Raw genomic sequence first — 16,120 nt, 5'->3', positions numbered from 1 at the left:
GTCATCCCACGATCGCCCGGACCGTGAGGTAGAACAGCGAGGGACCGACGAGGCAGCCGATGCCGGTGTGGAAGGTCGCCGTCAGCGCACCGTAGGGCACCAGCTTCGGGTCCGTGGCGGCGAGGCCCCCGGCGACCCCGCTCACCGTGCCCATCAGGCCGCCGAAGGCCATGGCCGAGCGCGGATTGTCCAGGCCGATGAGCTTGGCGACGAGCGGCGTCCCGACCATGACCATCACGGCCTTGGTGACGCCGGTGGCGATGGAGAGCGCCATCACGGCCGAGTCCGCGCCGAGCGCCGCCCCGGTCACCGGCCCGACGATGTAGGTCACGGCGCCCGCGCCGATCGTCGTGATGCTGACGGCGTCGGTGTAGCCGAAGGCCACCGCCGTCAGGGCGCCGACGATGAAGGGGATCACGGTGCCGAGCGCCAGGGCCAGGACGCCGAGGAAGCCGGCGCGGCGCGCCTCCACCACTTCGACCTCGAAGGCGGTGGCCACGATGGCGAAGTCGCGCAGCATCGCCCCGCCCATGAGGCCGATCCCGGCGAAGACCGGCAGGTCGGCGACCCCCTTCTTGCCGCCCGTATAGAGGCCGGCGATGTAGGCGAGCACCAGCCCGAGCACGATGGCGATGGCCGAGCCGTGGACCCGGCCGCCGGTGAGGCGCCTGCCGGCGAAGTTCGAGATCAGCATCAGCCCGCCGACGACCGCGAAGGCGGCCACCAGGCTCTGCTCGACGAAGACGTGTTCGATCATGTGCAGCATGGGGTCACGCCTTCCTGACGGCGTGGGGCGGCGCGACGGGCGCCGCGTCGTCGTCGAGGTCACCGCCGATGACCGCGCCCCCGTGTCGGATCTGGGCGTCCTCCGCCCGCTCGCGCCGCCCGAAGTGGCCGAGCAGGGCGACACAGGCGAAGCACAGCAGCAGCGAGACCGTGGCGGCGATGAGCACGATGGGGCCGCCGCGCACGGCCGCCACCACGTTCTGCTGCGCGGCCATCGCCACCACGATGGGGATGTACATGGTCGACCAGAACTCGACCCCGAGCTTGATCCCGCCGCCGAGCTTGCCCCGCGCGAGGAGCCAGGCGCGGGCGGCGATGAGCAGGATCATGGCGAGGCCGACGCCGCCGACATTCGCCTTCACCCCGAGGGCGACGCCCAGAAGGTCGCCGAGGAACACGCCGATCAGCGTGCAGAGCGCGAGGAGCGCGACGCCGAAGATGGTCATCGGGCGTTCTCCCGCGTTGTCGGAAGCGATGGGCGAAATGCACGCGGCATGGGGCGTCCCTCCTGGGTATGCGGTGATTCGTTTTTTGCTTGGGTTCAGTATACAGTTGATTGACAAAAACGCAATTTGGAATACTGATCGATGTCGATAGAGAAGTCCGGCATGTCGTGAGGCGCCATTTGCGCCGGGCCGTATACGTGGGGTGGGGCGGAGGAGCGGACGGGATGATGGATTGGCGCCAGGAACGCACCGCCCGCGAGGCACGCCTCGAACGGGCGCGGCGCTGCGCGGACGGCAAGGTCGTGCCGGCCGCGCGGGTCGTCGACCTCCTCGAGGCGATCCTCCAGCCGGGCGACCGGGTCTGCCTGGAGGGCGACAACCAGAAGCAGGCCGATTGCCTGGCGCGGGGCCTCTCCGCCTGCGACCCGGCCCGTGTCCACGACCTGCACATGGTGCAGTCGGGCATCGTCCTGCCCGAGCACCTCGACATCTTCGAGCAGGGCATCGCGAAGCGGCTCGACTACTCGTATTCCGGGCCCCAGGGCGGGCGCATCGCCAGGATGCTCTACGGCGGCCAGATCGAGCTCGGGGCGGTGCACACCTACCTCGAACTCTTCGCGCGCTACTTCATCGACCTGACGCCGAACGTGGCCCTGATCGCCGGCGTCTCGGCCGACCGGGACGGCAACCTCTATACGGGGCCCAACACCGAGGACACGCCCACCGTGGTGGAGGCGACCGCCTTCAAGAACGGCGTGGTGGTGGCGCAGGTCAATGCGATCGTCGACCGGGTGCCCCGGGTCGACATCCCCGGTGACCGGGTCGATTTCGTGGTGGAGGCCGACAAACCGTTCTACGTCGAACCGCTCTTCACCCGCGACCCCGGCGCCGTGACCGAGACGCAGATCCTGATGGCCATGATGGCGATCAAGGGCATCTACGCCGAGTACGGCATCCGCCGCCTCAACCACGGCATCGGCTTCGGCACGGCGGCGATCGAGCTGCTGCTCCCGACCTATGCCGAGCGGCTGGGCCTGAAGGGCCGGATCGCGACCCACTGGGCGCTCAACCCGCATCCGAGCCTGATCCCGGCCATCGAATCCGGCTGGGTGAAGCAGATCCACTGCTTCGGTTCGGAAGTGGGCATGGACAAGTACATCCGTGCCCGGCCGGACGTGTTCTTCACGGGCTCCGACGGGTCCCTGCGCTCGAACCGGGCCTTCTGCCAGACGGCGGGCCTCTACGCCTGCGACCTGTTCATCGGCTCGACCCTGCAGATCGACCTCCAGGGGCATTCCTCCACCGTCACCACCAACCGCGTCGCGGGCTTCGGCGGCGCGCCGAACATGGGCTCGGACCCGCATGGGCGGCGCCATCCCTCCGACACCTGGATGAAGGCGGGCCAGGAGGCCGGCGGCACGGGCGATCCGGCCCTGCGGCGCGGGCGCAAGCTCGTGGTGCAGCTCGTCGAAACCTTCGGCGACAAGCTGGTGCCGGCCTTCGTCGAGCGGCTCGACGCCCTCGAACTCGCCAAGAAACTCGACCTCGAGCTCGCCCCCGTGATGGTCTACGCCGACGACGTGACCCACATCGTCACCGAGGAGGGCATCGCCAACCTGCTGCTGTGCCGGACGCTCGATGAGCGCGAGCAGGCGATCCGGGGTGTTGCGGGCTACACCGATGTGGGCCGTGGCCGCGACCACGCCGAGGTCGAGCGTCTGAGGGCGCGGGGCATCATCCGGCGCCCCGAGGATCTCGGCATCGAGCCCCTCGACGCCGACCGCTCGCTGCTGGCGGCGCGCTCGATCAAGGACCTCGTGCACTGGTCGGGCGGCCTCTACGAGCCGCCGGCCAAGTTCCGGAACTGGTGAGGGATCTTTTCGCCATGGAGACGCTTCGCTTCCGCCACGCCACCACGCGCCCGCTTCCCGGCACCCGCCCGAGCGCGATCACCGGAGTCGTGGCCTCCGGCAATCTCGAAGTCCTGCTGGAGCGCAACCTTCCCCCCGACGCCTGCCACGTGGAGATCGACACCGCGATCAACGGATACGCCGAGGTCTGGGCCGCGGTGGTGGCCGATTTCGTGGCCCGTCGGCAGCCGGGCGGGTTGACCATCACTATCAACGACGGGGGTGCCCGCCCCGACACCGTGTCCCTGCGCCTCGCCCAGGGCGCCCGCCTGATGGAGCTGCCGTGATGGATTGGAAGCCGGTCGCCCTCTCGGCATCGCCCCTCGCCCAGAGCTGGTACGAGGCGAGCGCCCGCGCCCGCCTCGCCGGACTCCTCGACACGGACACCTTCGAGGAATTCATCGGTCCCGAGCAGCGGATGATGAGCCCGCACCTGCCGCTCTTCGCCCTGCCCCGCGCCTTCGACGACGGCATGATCGTCGGGCGCGGGCGCCTCGACGGCCGGGACGTTCTGGCCGCCGCCCAGGAGGGCCGCTTCATGGGCGGGGCCTTCGGCGAGATCCACGGCGCCAAGCTCGTCGGCCTGCTGCGGGCCGCGCTGGCCGTGAAGCCCGCCGCCGTGCTGATCCTGTTCGACACCGGGGGCGTGCGCCTGCAGGAGGCCAATGCCGGCGAGACCGCCATCGCCGAGATCATGCGGGCGATCACCCAGGTCCGGGCCGCCGGCATCCCCGTCATCGGCCTCATCGGCGGCCGGGCCGGCTGCTACGGCGGGGGCGGCCTCATCGCCGGCACCTGCGTGCGCCTCGTCATCTCCGAGGGGGGGCGCCTCAGCGTCTCCGGCCCCGAGGTGATCGAGACCAACAAGGGCGCCGAGGAATTCGATTCCCGTGACCGGGCCCTCGTCTGGCGTACCATGGGCGGCAAGCACCGGCGGCTGCTGGGCGCGGCCGACGCCTTCGCGGACGACACGATCGGGGCGTTTCGCGCGGCGGCCTCGGCCGCGATCCCGGCGGCCCCGGCCTTCGACCTGGAGACCCTGGAGGCGGAGCAGGCCCGGCTCGCGGCGCGCATCGCGCGCTTCGGCGACGCCCGGGACGCCACCGAGATCTGGAGCCGCCTCGGCGTCAACGACCCCGACGCCGTGCCGGGCCTGACCACCGAGGGCTTCGACGCCCTGCTCGACAGCCTGCCGGAGGGCTCCCACGATGCCCGATAAGATGCCCCTCGACACCCTCCTTGCCTCCCTCTTCCCGGCGGGGCACGCCGTCACGGTGGCGGACGGCCTGATCACCGGCGAGGGACCCTTGAACGACGGCCGCCTCGCCGTGATCGGCATCGACGGCGACACCGCCCTCGGGATCGAGGGGGCCTGTCTCCTGGCCGGGCGCGTCCTCGACGTGGTGCGGGCCGGCGGCTCCACGCCGATCCTCGTCCTCGTCGATTCCGACAGCCAGCGCATGAGCCGGCGCGACGAACTCCTCGGCCTCAACGAATACCTCGCGCATCTCGCCAAGGCGCTGCTGCTGGCCGACGCGCAGGGCCACCCGACCATCGGCCTGCTCTACGGCCACAGCGCGGCCGGTGCCTTCATCGCCACGGCCCTGGCCACCCGCGTCCTCGCGGCCCTGCCCGGCGCCCATCCGAGCGTGATGGATCTTCCCTCCGTCGCCCGCGTGACCAAGTTGCCCCTGGAGATCCTGCAGGACATGGCCCGCACGACCTCGGTCTTCGCGCCCGGCCTCGACAACATGGTCCAGACCGGCGCCGTGCAGGCGACCCTCGACCCCGACAGGCCCCTCGGTCCCCAGATCGCCGCCCTGATCGCGGACAGCCCGGCGGCCGATACCCGCGACGCCCTGGGCCGCGAACGCGGCGGGCGTCCGCTGGCCCACGCCATCGCCGCGCGCGTCGTTCGTGAGGCGCAGGGTGCGTGAGGTCGCGCGCCACGACCTGCTCACGGTGGCGCCCGCCGCCTGGGGGCCGCTGCTGGCGCAGCGGCCGGACCTCGACGGGATCCCACACCTCGCGGATTGGGCCGCGCGCGGCTGGCCCGTGATCGTGCGCCGCCGCGTGCCCGGCGAGGATGGCGCCCTGGTTCCGGCCGGGCTGCCGCTGCCGCCCTCACTCGGCAAGCGCCGCATCGGCCTCGCGCTCCCGCCCGAGGCGGTGCGACCGCGCCGGGGCGTGACCCTGGCCGAGGCCCGCGCGACCGCGCCCGCCGCCTGGCACCCGGTGCTGGACGCGCTCTTGGCCCACGGGGCCATCCATGGCCGCGCGCCGCGCGTGTTCGGCGGACTGCTCTGGCAGGCCCTGACGGGCCTTTCCTACCTCTCGGCCACCTCCGACCTCGACCTGCTCTGGCCCGGCCCGGTCGACGAGGCCTTCCTCGACGGCCTCGCCGGCATCGCGGCGCGGGCGCCGATGCGCCTCGACGGCGAGATCGGCCTCGCCGACGGCTTCGCGGTGAACTGGCGCGAGCTGCACGCCGCCGGACCCGGCGACTCGGTCCTGGCCAAGGGCCTGGAGCGGCTGGAGCTCCGGCCAGTCCCGGCCCTCCTGACCGCCCTGCCGCCGGCGGCTTGAGCCATGCCGATGACCGCCCTCTCGCCGATGCCCGCTCGCCCGTCGGAGACCCGGTTCCCCGCTCCGGATTCCGGCTGCCCGGATCGGATCGCCCGCCTCGCCACGCAATGCCTGCGCCTGGAGCTCGCCACCTATCCCAAGCCCGGCCTCGTCAGCCACGTGGATTGCGGCAGCCATTCGGACATGGATGCGGACACCTTCCGGGCGAGTGCCTCCGCCCTGGAGCCTTACTTCGCGGACCTTGCCGTGGCGGGATCCGCCGGGGCCGCCATGGCCGAGCTGCGCCGCATCGGCCTCGCGGCGGAGGCGGCGATGCGGGCGGCGACGGGCGGCGTGAACACCCACCGCGGCGCCATCTTCGGCCTCGGCCTCCTCAGCGCCGCGGCCGGTGCCCTGGGTCCGCACCCCGTCGCCGGGGCTCTCGGCGCCCACGTCCGGGCACGCTACGCCGCGGCCATCCTGGACGGCCCCGAACTGCTGCATGCGCCGGGTGCGCGGGCGCGCCGGTGCCACGGCGTCGGCGGCGCGCCGGCCGAGGCCGCTTCCGGGTTTCCGACCCTCTACGAGATCGGCCTGCCGGCCCTGCGCCGCGCCCGTGCCCGGCGCCCCGAGGCGCCCGAGGCGGCGCGGGTGGAGGCCTGCCTCGCCCTCATCGCGCGCCTGGAGGACACCAATCTCCTGCATCGCGGCGGCCCGGAGGGCTCTGCCTTCGCGCGGGCGCGGGCCGCCCGGTTCCTCGCCGAGGGCGGCATCGCGCGGGACGACTGGTTCGCGCGGGGGGAAGCCCTGCACCGGGCCTTCGTCGCCCGCCGCCTCAGCCCCGGCGGGGCGGCCGACCTCCTCGCCATGACGCTGTTCGTCGATGCCTGGGAGCGGCCATGACCCTCGCGGTCCTGCTCTCCGGCCAGGGCGGCCAGCATCCCGGGATGTTCGACCTCACGGCCGACCTGCCCGAGGCTCAGGGCCTCTTCGCGGCCGCGACTCCCTTGCTCGGGCGGGATCCGCGCGACCTCGTGCGCTCGGGAGAGGACCTGCACGCCAACCGCACCGGGCAGATCCTGTGCTGCGTCGCCGGTCTGGCCGCCTGGACCCTGGTTCGGGCGGCGCAGCCCGCGCGCGCCGTGGTGGTGGGTTACAGCATCGGCGATCTCGCGGCCTTCGGCTGCGCCGGCCTGTTCGCGCCCGAGACGGTGCTGCAGCTCGCCGCCGCCCGCGCCGAGGCGATGGATGCGGCGGCCGGTCCCGGCTACGGCCTCGCCGGCCTGCGCGGCCTGCCCGCCGCGCGGGTCTTCGCGATGGCGGAGGGGCATGCGTGCCATCCGGCGATCCGCAACGCCGCCGACAGCGTGGTGGTGGGCGGTCCCGTCGCGGCGCTGGACGCCCTCTGCGCGCAGGCCCTGGCGGCGGGCGCGGCCCGGGCCGTTCGCCTGCCCGTGCACATCCCCTCGCACACGCCGCTGCTCGCGCAGGCCGCCGACGCCTTCCGCGAGCGCCTTCGGGCGGCCCCCCTGGCGGCCCCGCCGCGTCCGGCTCCGCGCCTCCTCAGCGGCCTCGACGGGGCGGCGGTGTTCCGGCCGGAGGCGGGGCTGGCCAAGCTCGCCGCGCAGGTCGCGCAGACCCTGGACTGGGCCGCCTGCCTGGAGGGCGTCGGCGAATTCGGGGCCGGCAAGGTGCTCGAGCTCGGCCCGGGCCACGCCCTCGCCACCATGGCCCGCACGGCCTTGCCCGAGGCGCAGGTTCATGCGCTGGAGGATTTTCGCCGGTCCGACGGTGTGATCCAATGGATCAAGGACGGGGCCTGACCCCCAACGGAGTGAGACGCACACGATGCAGTATCGCAATCTCGGCCGCTCGGGCCTCAAGGTCTCGCCGCTCTGTCTCGGCACCATGATGTTCGGCGGCCCCACCGACGAGGCCACCGCCGGCCGCATCATCGACAGCGCCCGGGGCGCCGGCGTCAACTTCCTCGACACCGCCGACGTCTACAACGAGGGCCGGTCCGAGGAGGTGGTGGGCCGGGCGATCGCTCGGGACCGCGAGGCCTGGGTGCTCGCCACCAAGGTCGCCAACCCGATGGGTCCGGGCGTCAACGACCGCGGCCTGTCGCGCGCCCACGTGCTGCGCGCCGCCGAGGCCAGCCTCCGGCGGCTCGGCACCGACGTCATCGACATCTACTACCTCCACAAGGAGGACCACACGACGCCGCTGGCCGAGACCATCGGCGCCATCGCGCTCCTCGTGCGGCAGGGCAAGATCCGCTACTTCGGCGTCTCGAACTACCGGGCCTGGCGCGTCGCCGAGATCTGCCGGCTGTGCGACGATCTCGGCATCGACCGGCCCGTGGTGAGCCAGCCCTACTACAACGCCCTCAACCGGATGCCCGAGACCGAGCACCTGCCGGCCTGCGCCCATTACGGCCTCGGCGTGGTGCCCTACTCCCCCCTCGCCCGCGGCGTTCTCACCGCCAAGTACGACCCCGCCGCCCCGCCGCCCGAGGGCACCCGCGCCGGCCGCCAGGACACCCGCATGATGCAGACGGAATGGCGCCCGGAATCCCTGGTGATCGCCCGGACCTTCCAGGCCCACGCGGCCGAGCGCGGCCTGACGGCGGGGCAGTTCGCGGTGAACTGGGTCCTGGCCAACCGCACCGTCACCTCGGTCATCGCCGGGCCGCGCACGGAGGCGCAGTGGGACGAGTATCTGGGCGCATTGGGCTACACCTTCACGGACGCGGACGAGGCCCTGGTCGACGCCCACGTGGTCACCGGCCACCCCTCGACGCCGGGCTACAACGACCCGGCCTACCCGATCGAGGGCCGCGTGCGGGGGTAGAGCCCCGTCTTCGGGAGCGATGCCGGGCGGCAGGCTCGCATCCTGCGCTCCACCGCGTGGAGTGGGACCGCGGGTGAGGGCCACCCGACCACCCCGATTCCCGACCCCTCCCCGCGAGGGGGAGGGGAACGTGCCGGCGCCCGCGCTCAGACCTGCGTCTCGGCCAGATGCAACTCCACCAGCGCATCGAAGCTGGCGTCGCCCTCGAACCCCAGATCGAGGGCGCGGCGCGTATCGAAGGCCTCCGGCCAAGTCTCGACGATGGCCTGGATCGCCGGGTTCGGCTCGCGTCGGATCAGCGCCACCGCCGCGTCGCCGGCGACCCGGCGCAGGGCCTCGATCTCGTCGGCCACCGTCGCCGAGAGACCCGGCATGGTGAGGCTGCGGCGCAGGCCCAGGGGCGCGAGGTCGATGCGGGCGGCGTGCAGGAGGTACTCGGTCGCCGAGCGCGGGCTGGCGAACCAGTGGCGCACGGTGTCGGGCACCGGCAGGATCGCCTCCTGGCCGGCCAGCGGCTCGCGGATGATGCCCGAGAAGAACCCGGAGGCCGCCTTGTTGGGCTTGCCCGGGCGCACGCAGATGGTGGGCAGGCGCAGGCCGATGCCGTCGAGGAAGCCGCGTCGGCTGTAATCGGCCAGCAGCAGTTCGCCCATCGCCTTCTGGGTGCCGTAGGAGGTGGCCGGCGTCAGGATCATGTCGTCGGGGATCACGCCCGGAAGCGGCGGCCCGAACACCGCCAGCGACGAGGTGAAGACCACGCGCGGCCGGTAGCCCTCGGCGGTGTGGGCCTGCCGGATCGCGTCGAGGAGCAGGCGGGTGGCGTCGAGATTGACCCGGTAGCCCTTCTCCAGGTCGGCCTCGGCCTCGCCGGAGACGATCGCCGCGAGGTGGAAGATCACGTCCGGCCGGCCGATCAGCGCGGCCTCCGCCGCGCCCGGGCTCGAGAGGTCGGCGGCGGCGGTGACCACGGAGCCGGCGAAGCCCGCGGGCGCCGTCGGCTCCACCACGTCCACCAGGGTGAGGGCGCGGGCGTCGCCCTGCGCAGCGAGGGCGTCGGTGAGGCGCCGGCCGATCATGCCGGCGGCGCCGAGGATGAGTGCGTGCATGGGTGGTCCGTCTCCGGAAGTCGGGTCAGCGCATCAGGTCGAGGGCGCGGGGGAAGAAGTCGCGGCCGCCGAAATTGCCGGATTTCAGGGCGAGCAGCATGTCGTCGCCCTGCCCCAGCGTGCGGAGCACCGGCACCCCGGCGGCGATCTCGGGTCCGAGCCGGAAGGCCTTCAGCCCGAGCCGGTCGACGACCGCTCCCGACGTCTCGCCGCCCGCGACCACGAGGCGGCGCACGCCCCGCGCCACCAGGGCTTCCGCGATGCGGGCCAGTGCGCCCTCGATGGCGTGGCCGACCCGGTCGCCGCCGTGGCGGGCCTGGAGCGACCGCACCGTCGCGGGCTCGGCGCTGCTGGCGACGAGGACGGGACCGGTGCCGATATGCGCGCCGGCCCAGGCCAGGACGGCCTCGATCTCGGCTTCGGTCTCGGACTCGCCGGCGAGCAGCCGCTCGGGGTCCAGGCGGCGCACCGGCATCAGGGCCTCGGCCGCCGCGATCTGGCCCAGCGTCGCCTGCGAGCAGCTGCCGGCGAGGCAGGCGGCCAGGCCGCCCACCGGCGCGCCGAGATCCGCTGCGCGGCCCGGTGCGGAGGCGCGCCCGGCCGCGACCAGGGCACGGGCGAGGCCGAGGCCGAGGCCCGAGGCGCCCACCGAGACGCGGTGGCCGAGCGCAGCCGTGCCCAGGGTCTCGAGGTCGGCCTCGACGACGGCGTCCGCGATGGCCGCGCCCACGCCCTCGGCAGCGAGGGCATCGAGGCGCGCGGCCACGGCCTCGGGACCCCGCGCCACGGTGGCGAAATCCACGAGGCCCACGGGCGCGGCGCTCTGCCGGGCCAGCACGCGCACCAGGTTGGCGTCCCGCATCGGGTTGAGGGGATGGTCCTTGAGGGGGCTCTCGTCCAGCGGCACCGCGCCGACGAAGAGGTTGCCCTGGTAGACGGTGCGCCCCGTCTCCGGGAAGGCGGGGGTGACGAGGGCGATGGCCGCGTTCGCCTCGGCCCGCAGGGCGTCCATCACGGGGCCGATATTGCCCGCGTCGGTGGAATCGAAGGTCGAGCAGATCTTGAACAGGACGTGGGCCGCGCCCCGCCCGCGCAGCCAGGCCTCGGCCGCGCGGGAGCGCGCCACGGCCTCCGCGGCCGGGATGGAGCGGCTCTTCAGGGCCACCACCACGGCGTCGACGCCGGCCAGATCCAGGTCGTCGGCGGGGATGCCGATGGTCTGCACCGTGCGCAGGCCCCCCTTGGTGAGCGTGTTGGCGAGGTCCGAGGCGCCGGTATAGTCGTCGGCCACCGATCCGAGGGCGAGGCTCATCGGCCGGCCTCCCGGGCCTGGGAGGCACGATAGGGCGCGAACCAGCCCAGGCCCGCCTCCGTGCCGCCGGCCGGGTTGTACTCGCAGCCGACGAAGCCCGCGTAGCCGAGCCGGTCGAGCTCGGCGAACAGGAAGGCGTCGTTCATCTCGCCGGTGCCGGGCTCGTGCCGGGCCGGGACGCTCGCGGTCTGCACGTGCCCGACCATCGGCATCAGGTCGCGCAGGCGCGTGGTCACGTCCCCGTGCAGGATCTGACAGTGGTAGAGGTCGAACTGGAGCTTGAGGTTCGGCAGGGCCAGATCCCGGATCAGGCGGGCGGCCGCGTCGAAATCGTCGAGGAAGTAGCCCGGCATGTTGCGGGCGTTGATCGGCTCCAGCACGAGGTCGAGCCCTTCGCGCGCCACGCGCTCGGCGGTCCAGGCCACGGCCCGGCGATAGGCGTCCTGCGCCCCGCGATCGTTCGCGTCGGCCATACCGGCCATGAGGTGGAGCCGGTCGACGCCGGTGGCCTTCGCGTAGTTCAGGCCGGTCTCGACGCCCGCCTGCAGCTCCGCGAACCGGTCGGGCAGGGCCGCGAGGCCGCGCTCGCCGGCCGCCCAGTCGCCGGGCGGCAGGTTGAACAGGGCCTGGGTCAGGCCGAACCGCGCCAGGCGCTCGGCGATGGCGTCCGCCGGATGGTCGTAGGGGAACAGGAACTCGACCGCGGTGAAGCCGGCTTCCGCGGCGGCGGCGAAGCGGTCGAGGAAGGCGTGTTCCGTGAACATCAGGGTGAGGTTGGCGGCAAAGCGCGGCATCGGTTCCTCCCTCAGGCCTTGGGCGACGGCAGGGTGACGCCGGCCACCTGCGCGTAGAGGCGGGCCACCGAGGCGTCGTCGTCCCGGCCCATGCCGGAGCCCGAGGCCATCAGGAACATCTGGAGCGCGGCGGCGGCCACTGGGACGGGGTACGTCTCCGCGCGGGCCATGTCCTGCACGATGCCGAGATCTTTGACGAAGATGTCGACCGCGCTCTTGGGGCTGTAATCGCCCTCCAGCACGTGCGGCATGCGATTCTCGAACATCCAGGAATTGCCGGCCGAGGCCGTGATCACCTCGTAGACCTTGCGCAGATCCAGGCCCTGCTTGGCGGCAAAGCTCATCGCCTCGCTGGCGGCGGCGATGTGCACGCCGGCGAGCAGCTGGTTGATCATCTTGAAGGCGGCGCCCTGCCCGGCCGCGTCGCCGAGTTCGTAGAGCTTGCCCGCCATGGCGTCGAGCGCCGGGCGGGCCGCCGCGAAGGCGGCCTTCGTGCCGGAGGCCAGGAAGGTGAGTTCGCCGTCGGCCGCACGCACGGCGCCCCCGCTCATCGGCGCGTCGAGGTAGTGGCGCCCGGTCTCCTCGAGCCGGGCCGCGAGGCGCCGGGCGATGGCCGGGTCCATGGTGGCGGAGGAGACGAACACCGCGCCCCCGGCCATGGTCTCGGCGGCGCCGCCGGGCCCGAACAGCACCGCCTCGGTCTGGGCGGCGTTGACGACGACGCAGATCACCACGTCGGCGCCCTCCGCCGCCGCCGCCGGGTTCGCCGCCGCCCGCCCCCCGCTGGCGGCAAAGCGCGACACGGCCTCCGCGTTCACGTCGCAGGCCGCGACGTCGAAGCCGGCCCGGAGGAGCGATCCGGCCATGCCGGCGCCCATGGAGCCGAGGCCGATCACGGCGGCCCGCTGGTTCTGGGTGGTGATGCTCATGGGGACCTGTTCACTGGATGTCGGGATCGGAGGCGGGGATATCGAGACGACGGCGCCGGGACCCAGCCCGTCATCCCGGGCTCGCCTGCGGCGCTCCGGAATTCCGGTGCGGGATTCGGAGCGCCGGCCGTCGGCGCAGCCGTTTCAGCGGTTGACCACGTGCTTCGGGGTGACGAACACGCAGACCGAGCCGATCACCAGCATCACCGCCAGCGCGTACATGCCGGCGGCGGTGCTGCCGGTGGAGTCGCGCAAGGCCCCGATGACGTAGGGGCTGGCGAAGCCCGCGAGGTTGCCCACCGAGTTGATCAGTGCGATGCCGGCCGCGGCCCCGGCGCCGCTGAGGAAGGCGGTGGGCAGGGACCAGAACAGGGGCGCGCAGGTGAGCACGCCGCCGGCGGCCACGGCCAGCGCCGCGATGGCCACGACGGTGCTGCCCGTGCTGGCGGCGACCACGAAGCCCACCGCGCCGCACAGAGCCGGGACGATGAGGTGCCAGCGGCGCTCGCGCATCCGGTCGGCGCTGCGGCCGAGCAGGATCATCACGAAGACCGCGAACAGGAACGGGATCGCGCTGACGAGGCCGATGTTGAGGTTGCCCTGGATGCCGGAGGCCTTGACGATGGTCGGCATCCAGAAGGTCAGGCCGTACTGGCCCGTGACGAAGGCGAAGTAGATCAGGCTCATGAACCAGATCCGGCCGTTGCGGAACACGGTGGCGATGGAATGCGGGCTCTGCTCCTTGCCGGCGCCGTCGGCGGCGATGTCGCGCTCGATAACCTGCTGCTCCGCCGGATTCAGCCACTTGGCCTCGGAGGGGCGGTTGTCGAGGTAGAAGAACACGGCCAGACCCACCAGCACCGCCGGCACCGCCTCGATCACGAACATCCACTGCCAGCCGGAGAGGCCGTAGGCGCCGTTGAAGGCGTCCATGATCCAGCCGGAGAGCGGGTTGCCGAAGATGCCCGAGACGGGAATCGCCGACATGAACACCGCGATCACGCGGGCACGGCGATGGGCCGGGAACCAGGTGGTCGTGTAGAGGATCACGCCCGGGTAGAAGCCCGCCTCGGCCAGGCCCAGCAGGAAGCGCATGATGTAGAACGAGGTGGCCGAGTTCACGAACATGAACCCGGCGGAGATGATGCCCCAGGTGATCATGATGCGGGCGATCCAGACCCGGGCGCCGACCCGGTGCAGGATGACGTTCGAGGGCACCTCGAACAGGAAGTAGCCGATGAAGAACAGGCCGGCGCCGAGGCCGTAGACGGTCTCGCTGAAGCCCAGCTCCTGGGACATCTGGAGCTTGGCGAAGCCCACGTTCACGCGGTCGAGATAGGCGACCACGTAGCAGAGCATCAGGAACGGCACGAGCCGCCAGAACACTTTGCGGTAGGTCTGTTCGACGAAGTCCCCTGCGGGCGCATCGATGCCCCGCGCGCTGGCGGCCTGCACGCTCATGTTTCCTCCTGCCGGCGCGCTTCGCGCGTCGCTGTTCTGGCGTTGCATCATCTTATCGCGGCGCTACTCTCTTTGGCAGCGCTTGCATCTTGCCTAACAGACATTGGCAGCGCTGCCAATCTGATTGTTGTCGTCGCCTAACCTTGCTATGGGCTTTTCCGCTCCCGTCTTCGACGAGCCCGGAAATACAGGACGAATCCGCCGATGAACGTCCGTGAGCCGCCGCCCGAACCCGAACGCCGCCTCGTGACCCTCTCCGACGTCGCCCGCGAGGCCGGCGTCGGCGAGAGCACGGTCTCGCGGGTCCTGCGCAACCAGGGCTCGTTCTCGAAGCGCACCCAGGACCGGGTGGCGGAGGCGGTGGCCCGCCTCGGCTACGTGCCGAACCGGCTGGCCGGCATGCTGGCGGGCTCGGGCACGACGGCGGGCGCCAAGCTCGTGGGCATCATCATCCCGTCGCTGAACAACATCGTGTTTCCGGACCTCCTGCGCGGCGCCAACGCGGCCCTCGACCGGGACGGCTTCCAGAGCGTGATCGGGGTCTCGGACTACGACCCCGAGCGCGAGGAGGCCCTGATCGGCGCCCTCCTCTCCTGGCGCCCCGCCGGCCTCATCGTCACCGGCCTGGAGCACAGTGCGGGCGCCGTCGCGCGCCTGCGGGCGAGCGGCATCCGGATCGTCGAGATGATCGACACCGATGGAGCCGGCCTCGACATCGTGGTGGGCTTCTCGAACCGGGCGGTGGGCTGCGACAGCGCCCGGCACCTGCTCGCGCGGGGCTACCGCCGGATCGGCTATGTCGGCCACGACATCGCGCGGGACCTGCGCGCGGCCAAGCGCCTCGCCGGCTTCCGCGAGACGCTGGCCCTCGCCGGGCACCCGCTGGCGGAGACCGAGATCGCGCCGGGTCCCTCCTCGGCGGCGGCCGGGCGCGCGGCCCTGGCGCGCCTGCTCGTCCGCCGGCCCGACCTCGACGCCATCTACTTCTCCAACGACGACATGGCGCTCGGCGGCTACTTCCACTGCCTCGCGGAGGGGATCGCGGTGCCGGGGCGCCTCGCCCTGTTCGGCTTCAACGCCCTCGACATCGCCGCCGCGATGCCGCAGCCGCTGACCACCATCCGCACGCCGCGCCTGGAGATCGGGACCGCCGCCGCCGAGCGCCTCGCCGCCGACGGTCCGGCCGAGACCGTCGACCTCGGCTACGAACTGATCGCGGGCGCCACCGCCTGAGACCGCCCCTTCCTCCGGTGACCTGAAGGACCGCCATGAGCGAGACCCAGCTGAGCGAGACCCGGCTTCGCGAACAGATCTGCCGGTTCGGCCGCTCGCTGTTCGAGCGCGGCCTGACGCCGGGCTCGTCGGGCAACATCTCCCTGCGCCTCGACGACGGCGGCTGGCTGGTGACGCCGACCAACGCCTCGCTCGGCTTCCTCGACCCGGCCACGATCTCGCGCCTCGACGCGACCGGCACCCTGGTCTCGGGCCACGCGCCCACCAAGGAAATCCCGCTCCACGCGGCCCTCTACGACAGCCGCACCGAGGCCCGCGCCATCGTCCACCTGCACTCGACCCACGCGGTGGCGGTGTCGATGCTGCCCGAGATCGACCCGAAGGCGGTGCTGCCGCCGCTCACGCCGTATTATCTCATGCGGGCCGGGGCCACGGCCCTGGTGCCCTATTACCGGCCGGGCGACCCGGCGGTGGCGGACGCGATCCGGGGCCTTGCCGGCCGCTACGCCTCGGTGCTGCTGGCCAATCACGGCCCGGTGGTGGCCGGCTCCACTCTGGAGAACGCGGTCTTCGCCACCGAGGAACTGGAGGAGACGGCCAAGCTCTATCTCCTCCTGCGCAACCTCAATCCGCGCCATCTCAGCCCGGGCCAGGTGCAGGACCTCGTCAGCCATTTCGGCCTGACCCTGCCGGAGCCCGACGGGCACGACCACGACCACTGAGCG

At 72.6% G+C, this 16,120-nt stretch carries 17 protein-coding genes; 10 read left to right on the top strand and 7 right to left on the bottom strand.

Annotated features, from left to right (window positions below; translation table 11 throughout):
* Position 1: 1 nt before the first annotated feature.
* Positions 2–766 (bottom strand): malonate transporter subunit MadM, encoded by a 765-nt coding sequence (madM, locus tag ASF49_RS09145; RefSeq protein WP_056471069.1) that lies wholly within the window; start codon positions 764–766, stop codon positions 2–4.
* Between the two features lie 4 nt (positions 767–770).
* The gene (gene madL, locus ASF49_RS09140; protein WP_056471066.1) at positions 771–1,232 is read right to left on the bottom strand and encodes a malonate transporter subunit MadL; all 462 of its coding nucleotides are present in this window, start codon (positions 1,230–1,232) and stop codon (positions 771–773) included.
* Between the two features lie 224 nt (positions 1,233–1,456).
* On the opposite strand from madL, the gene mdcA reads away from it, so the two are divergent.
* Genes mdcA through ASF49_RS09100 form a run of 8 tightly spaced genes read left to right on the top strand, consistent with a single transcriptional unit; the run spans position 1,457 to position 8,560 of the window.
* Positions 1,457–3,103, top strand: coding sequence for a malonate decarboxylase subunit alpha (gene mdcA, locus ASF49_RS09135; RefSeq protein ID WP_056471064.1), 1,647 nt, complete (start codon positions 1,457–1,459; stop codon positions 3,101–3,103).
* Positions 3,104–3,117: 14 nt separating this feature from the next.
* Positions 3,118–3,429, top strand: coding sequence for a malonate decarboxylase acyl carrier protein (gene mdcC, locus ASF49_RS09130; protein WP_056471061.1), 312 nt, complete (start codon positions 3,118–3,120; stop codon positions 3,427–3,429).
* Complete coding sequence (locus ASF49_RS09125; RefSeq protein WP_056471059.1) at positions 3,429–4,361, top strand: biotin-independent malonate decarboxylase subunit beta; 933 nt, start codon at positions 3,429–3,431, stop codon at positions 4,359–4,361. Before mdcC ends, ASF49_RS09125 begins: the two co-directional genes overlap by 1 nt.
* Position 4,362: 1 nt before the next feature.
* The gene (gene mdcE, locus ASF49_RS09120; RefSeq protein WP_056471055.1) at positions 4,363–5,079 is read left to right on the top strand and encodes a biotin-independent malonate decarboxylase subunit gamma; all 717 of its coding nucleotides are present in this window, start codon (positions 4,363–4,365) and stop codon (positions 5,077–5,079) included.
* Complete coding sequence (gene mdcG, locus ASF49_RS09115; protein ID WP_056471052.1) at positions 5,072–5,728, top strand: malonate decarboxylase holo-[acyl-carrier-protein] synthase; 657 nt, start codon at positions 5,072–5,074, stop codon at positions 5,726–5,728. Before mdcE ends, mdcG begins: the two co-directional genes overlap by 8 nt.
* Before the next feature lie 9 nt (positions 5,729–5,737).
* Positions 5,738–6,610 carry a triphosphoribosyl-dephospho-CoA synthase MdcB gene (gene mdcB / locus ASF49_RS09110; RefSeq protein ID WP_082511052.1) on the top strand — a complete coding sequence of 291 codons (873 nt, stop codon included), beginning with the start codon at positions 5,738–5,740 and terminating at the stop codon, positions 6,608–6,610.
* Positions 6,607–7,530, top strand: coding sequence for an acyltransferase domain-containing protein (locus ASF49_RS09105; RefSeq protein ID WP_056471049.1), 924 nt, complete (start codon positions 6,607–6,609; stop codon positions 7,528–7,530). The genes mdcB and ASF49_RS09105 overlap by 4 nt, the downstream gene beginning before the upstream one ends.
* A gap of 25 nt (positions 7,531–7,555) precedes the next feature.
* Complete coding sequence (locus ASF49_RS09100; RefSeq protein WP_056471046.1) at positions 7,556–8,560, top strand: aldo/keto reductase; 1,005 nt, start codon at positions 7,556–7,558, stop codon at positions 8,558–8,560.
* Positions 8,561–8,706: 146 nt separating this feature from the next.
* Here ASF49_RS09100 and denD read toward each other — a convergent pair whose 3' ends face one another.
* The 5 genes from denD to ASF49_RS09075 all read right to left on the bottom strand — a co-directional run bounded on the left by denD (position 8,707) and on the right by ASF49_RS09075 (position 14,162).
* Positions 8,707–9,666 carry a D-erythronate dehydrogenase gene (gene denD / locus ASF49_RS09095; RefSeq protein ID WP_056471042.1) on the bottom strand — a complete coding sequence of 320 codons (960 nt, stop codon included), beginning with the start codon at positions 9,664–9,666 and terminating at the stop codon, positions 8,707–8,709.
* 25 nt (positions 9,667–9,691) lie between these two features.
* Positions 9,692–10,978, bottom strand: coding sequence for a 3-oxo-tetronate kinase (otnK, locus tag ASF49_RS09090; protein ID WP_056471039.1), 1,287 nt, complete (start codon positions 10,976–10,978; stop codon positions 9,692–9,694).
* Positions 10,975–11,772 (bottom strand): 2-oxo-tetronate isomerase, encoded by a 798-nt coding sequence (gene otnI, locus ASF49_RS09085; protein WP_056471036.1) that lies wholly within the window; start codon positions 11,770–11,772, stop codon positions 10,975–10,977. The genes otnK and otnI overlap by 4 nt, the downstream gene beginning before the upstream one ends.
* Before the next feature lie 11 nt (positions 11,773–11,783).
* Positions 11,784–12,701, bottom strand: a complete 918-nt coding sequence (gene ltnD, locus ASF49_RS09080) for an L-threonate dehydrogenase (RefSeq protein ID WP_056471033.1) — start codon at positions 12,699–12,701, stop codon at positions 11,784–11,786.
* Between the two features lie 144 nt (positions 12,702–12,845).
* Entirely contained in the window at positions 12,846–14,162 is a 1,317-nt protein-coding gene (locus tag ASF49_RS09075; protein ID WP_056471030.1) for an MFS transporter, read from the bottom strand.
* A 204-nt stretch (positions 14,163–14,366) separates the two neighbouring features.
* Here ASF49_RS09075 and ASF49_RS09070 point away from each other — a divergent pair, with 204 nt between their 5' ends.
* Together ASF49_RS09070 and otnC are read left to right on the top strand one after the other, a co-directional pair.
* Positions 14,367–15,395: a LacI family DNA-binding transcriptional regulator gene (locus ASF49_RS09070; protein WP_056471025.1), complete on the top strand. Its 1,029-nt coding sequence runs from the start codon at positions 14,367–14,369 to the stop codon at positions 15,393–15,395.
* Positions 15,396–15,445: 50 nt separating this feature from the next.
* Entirely contained in the window at positions 15,446–16,117 is a 672-nt protein-coding gene (gene otnC, locus ASF49_RS09065) for a 3-oxo-tetronate 4-phosphate decarboxylase (RefSeq protein ID WP_056471109.1), read from the top strand.
* The last annotated feature ends 3 nt before the right edge of the window (positions 16,118–16,120 follow it).

This window comes from Methylobacterium sp. Leaf104, from assembly GCF_001422885.1.
GTDB lineage: Bacteria > Pseudomonadota > Alphaproteobacteria > Rhizobiales > Beijerinckiaceae > Methylobacterium.
Note: the sequence above shows the minus strand (reverse complement) of the source record. Positions and strands in the feature narration are given on the sequence as shown.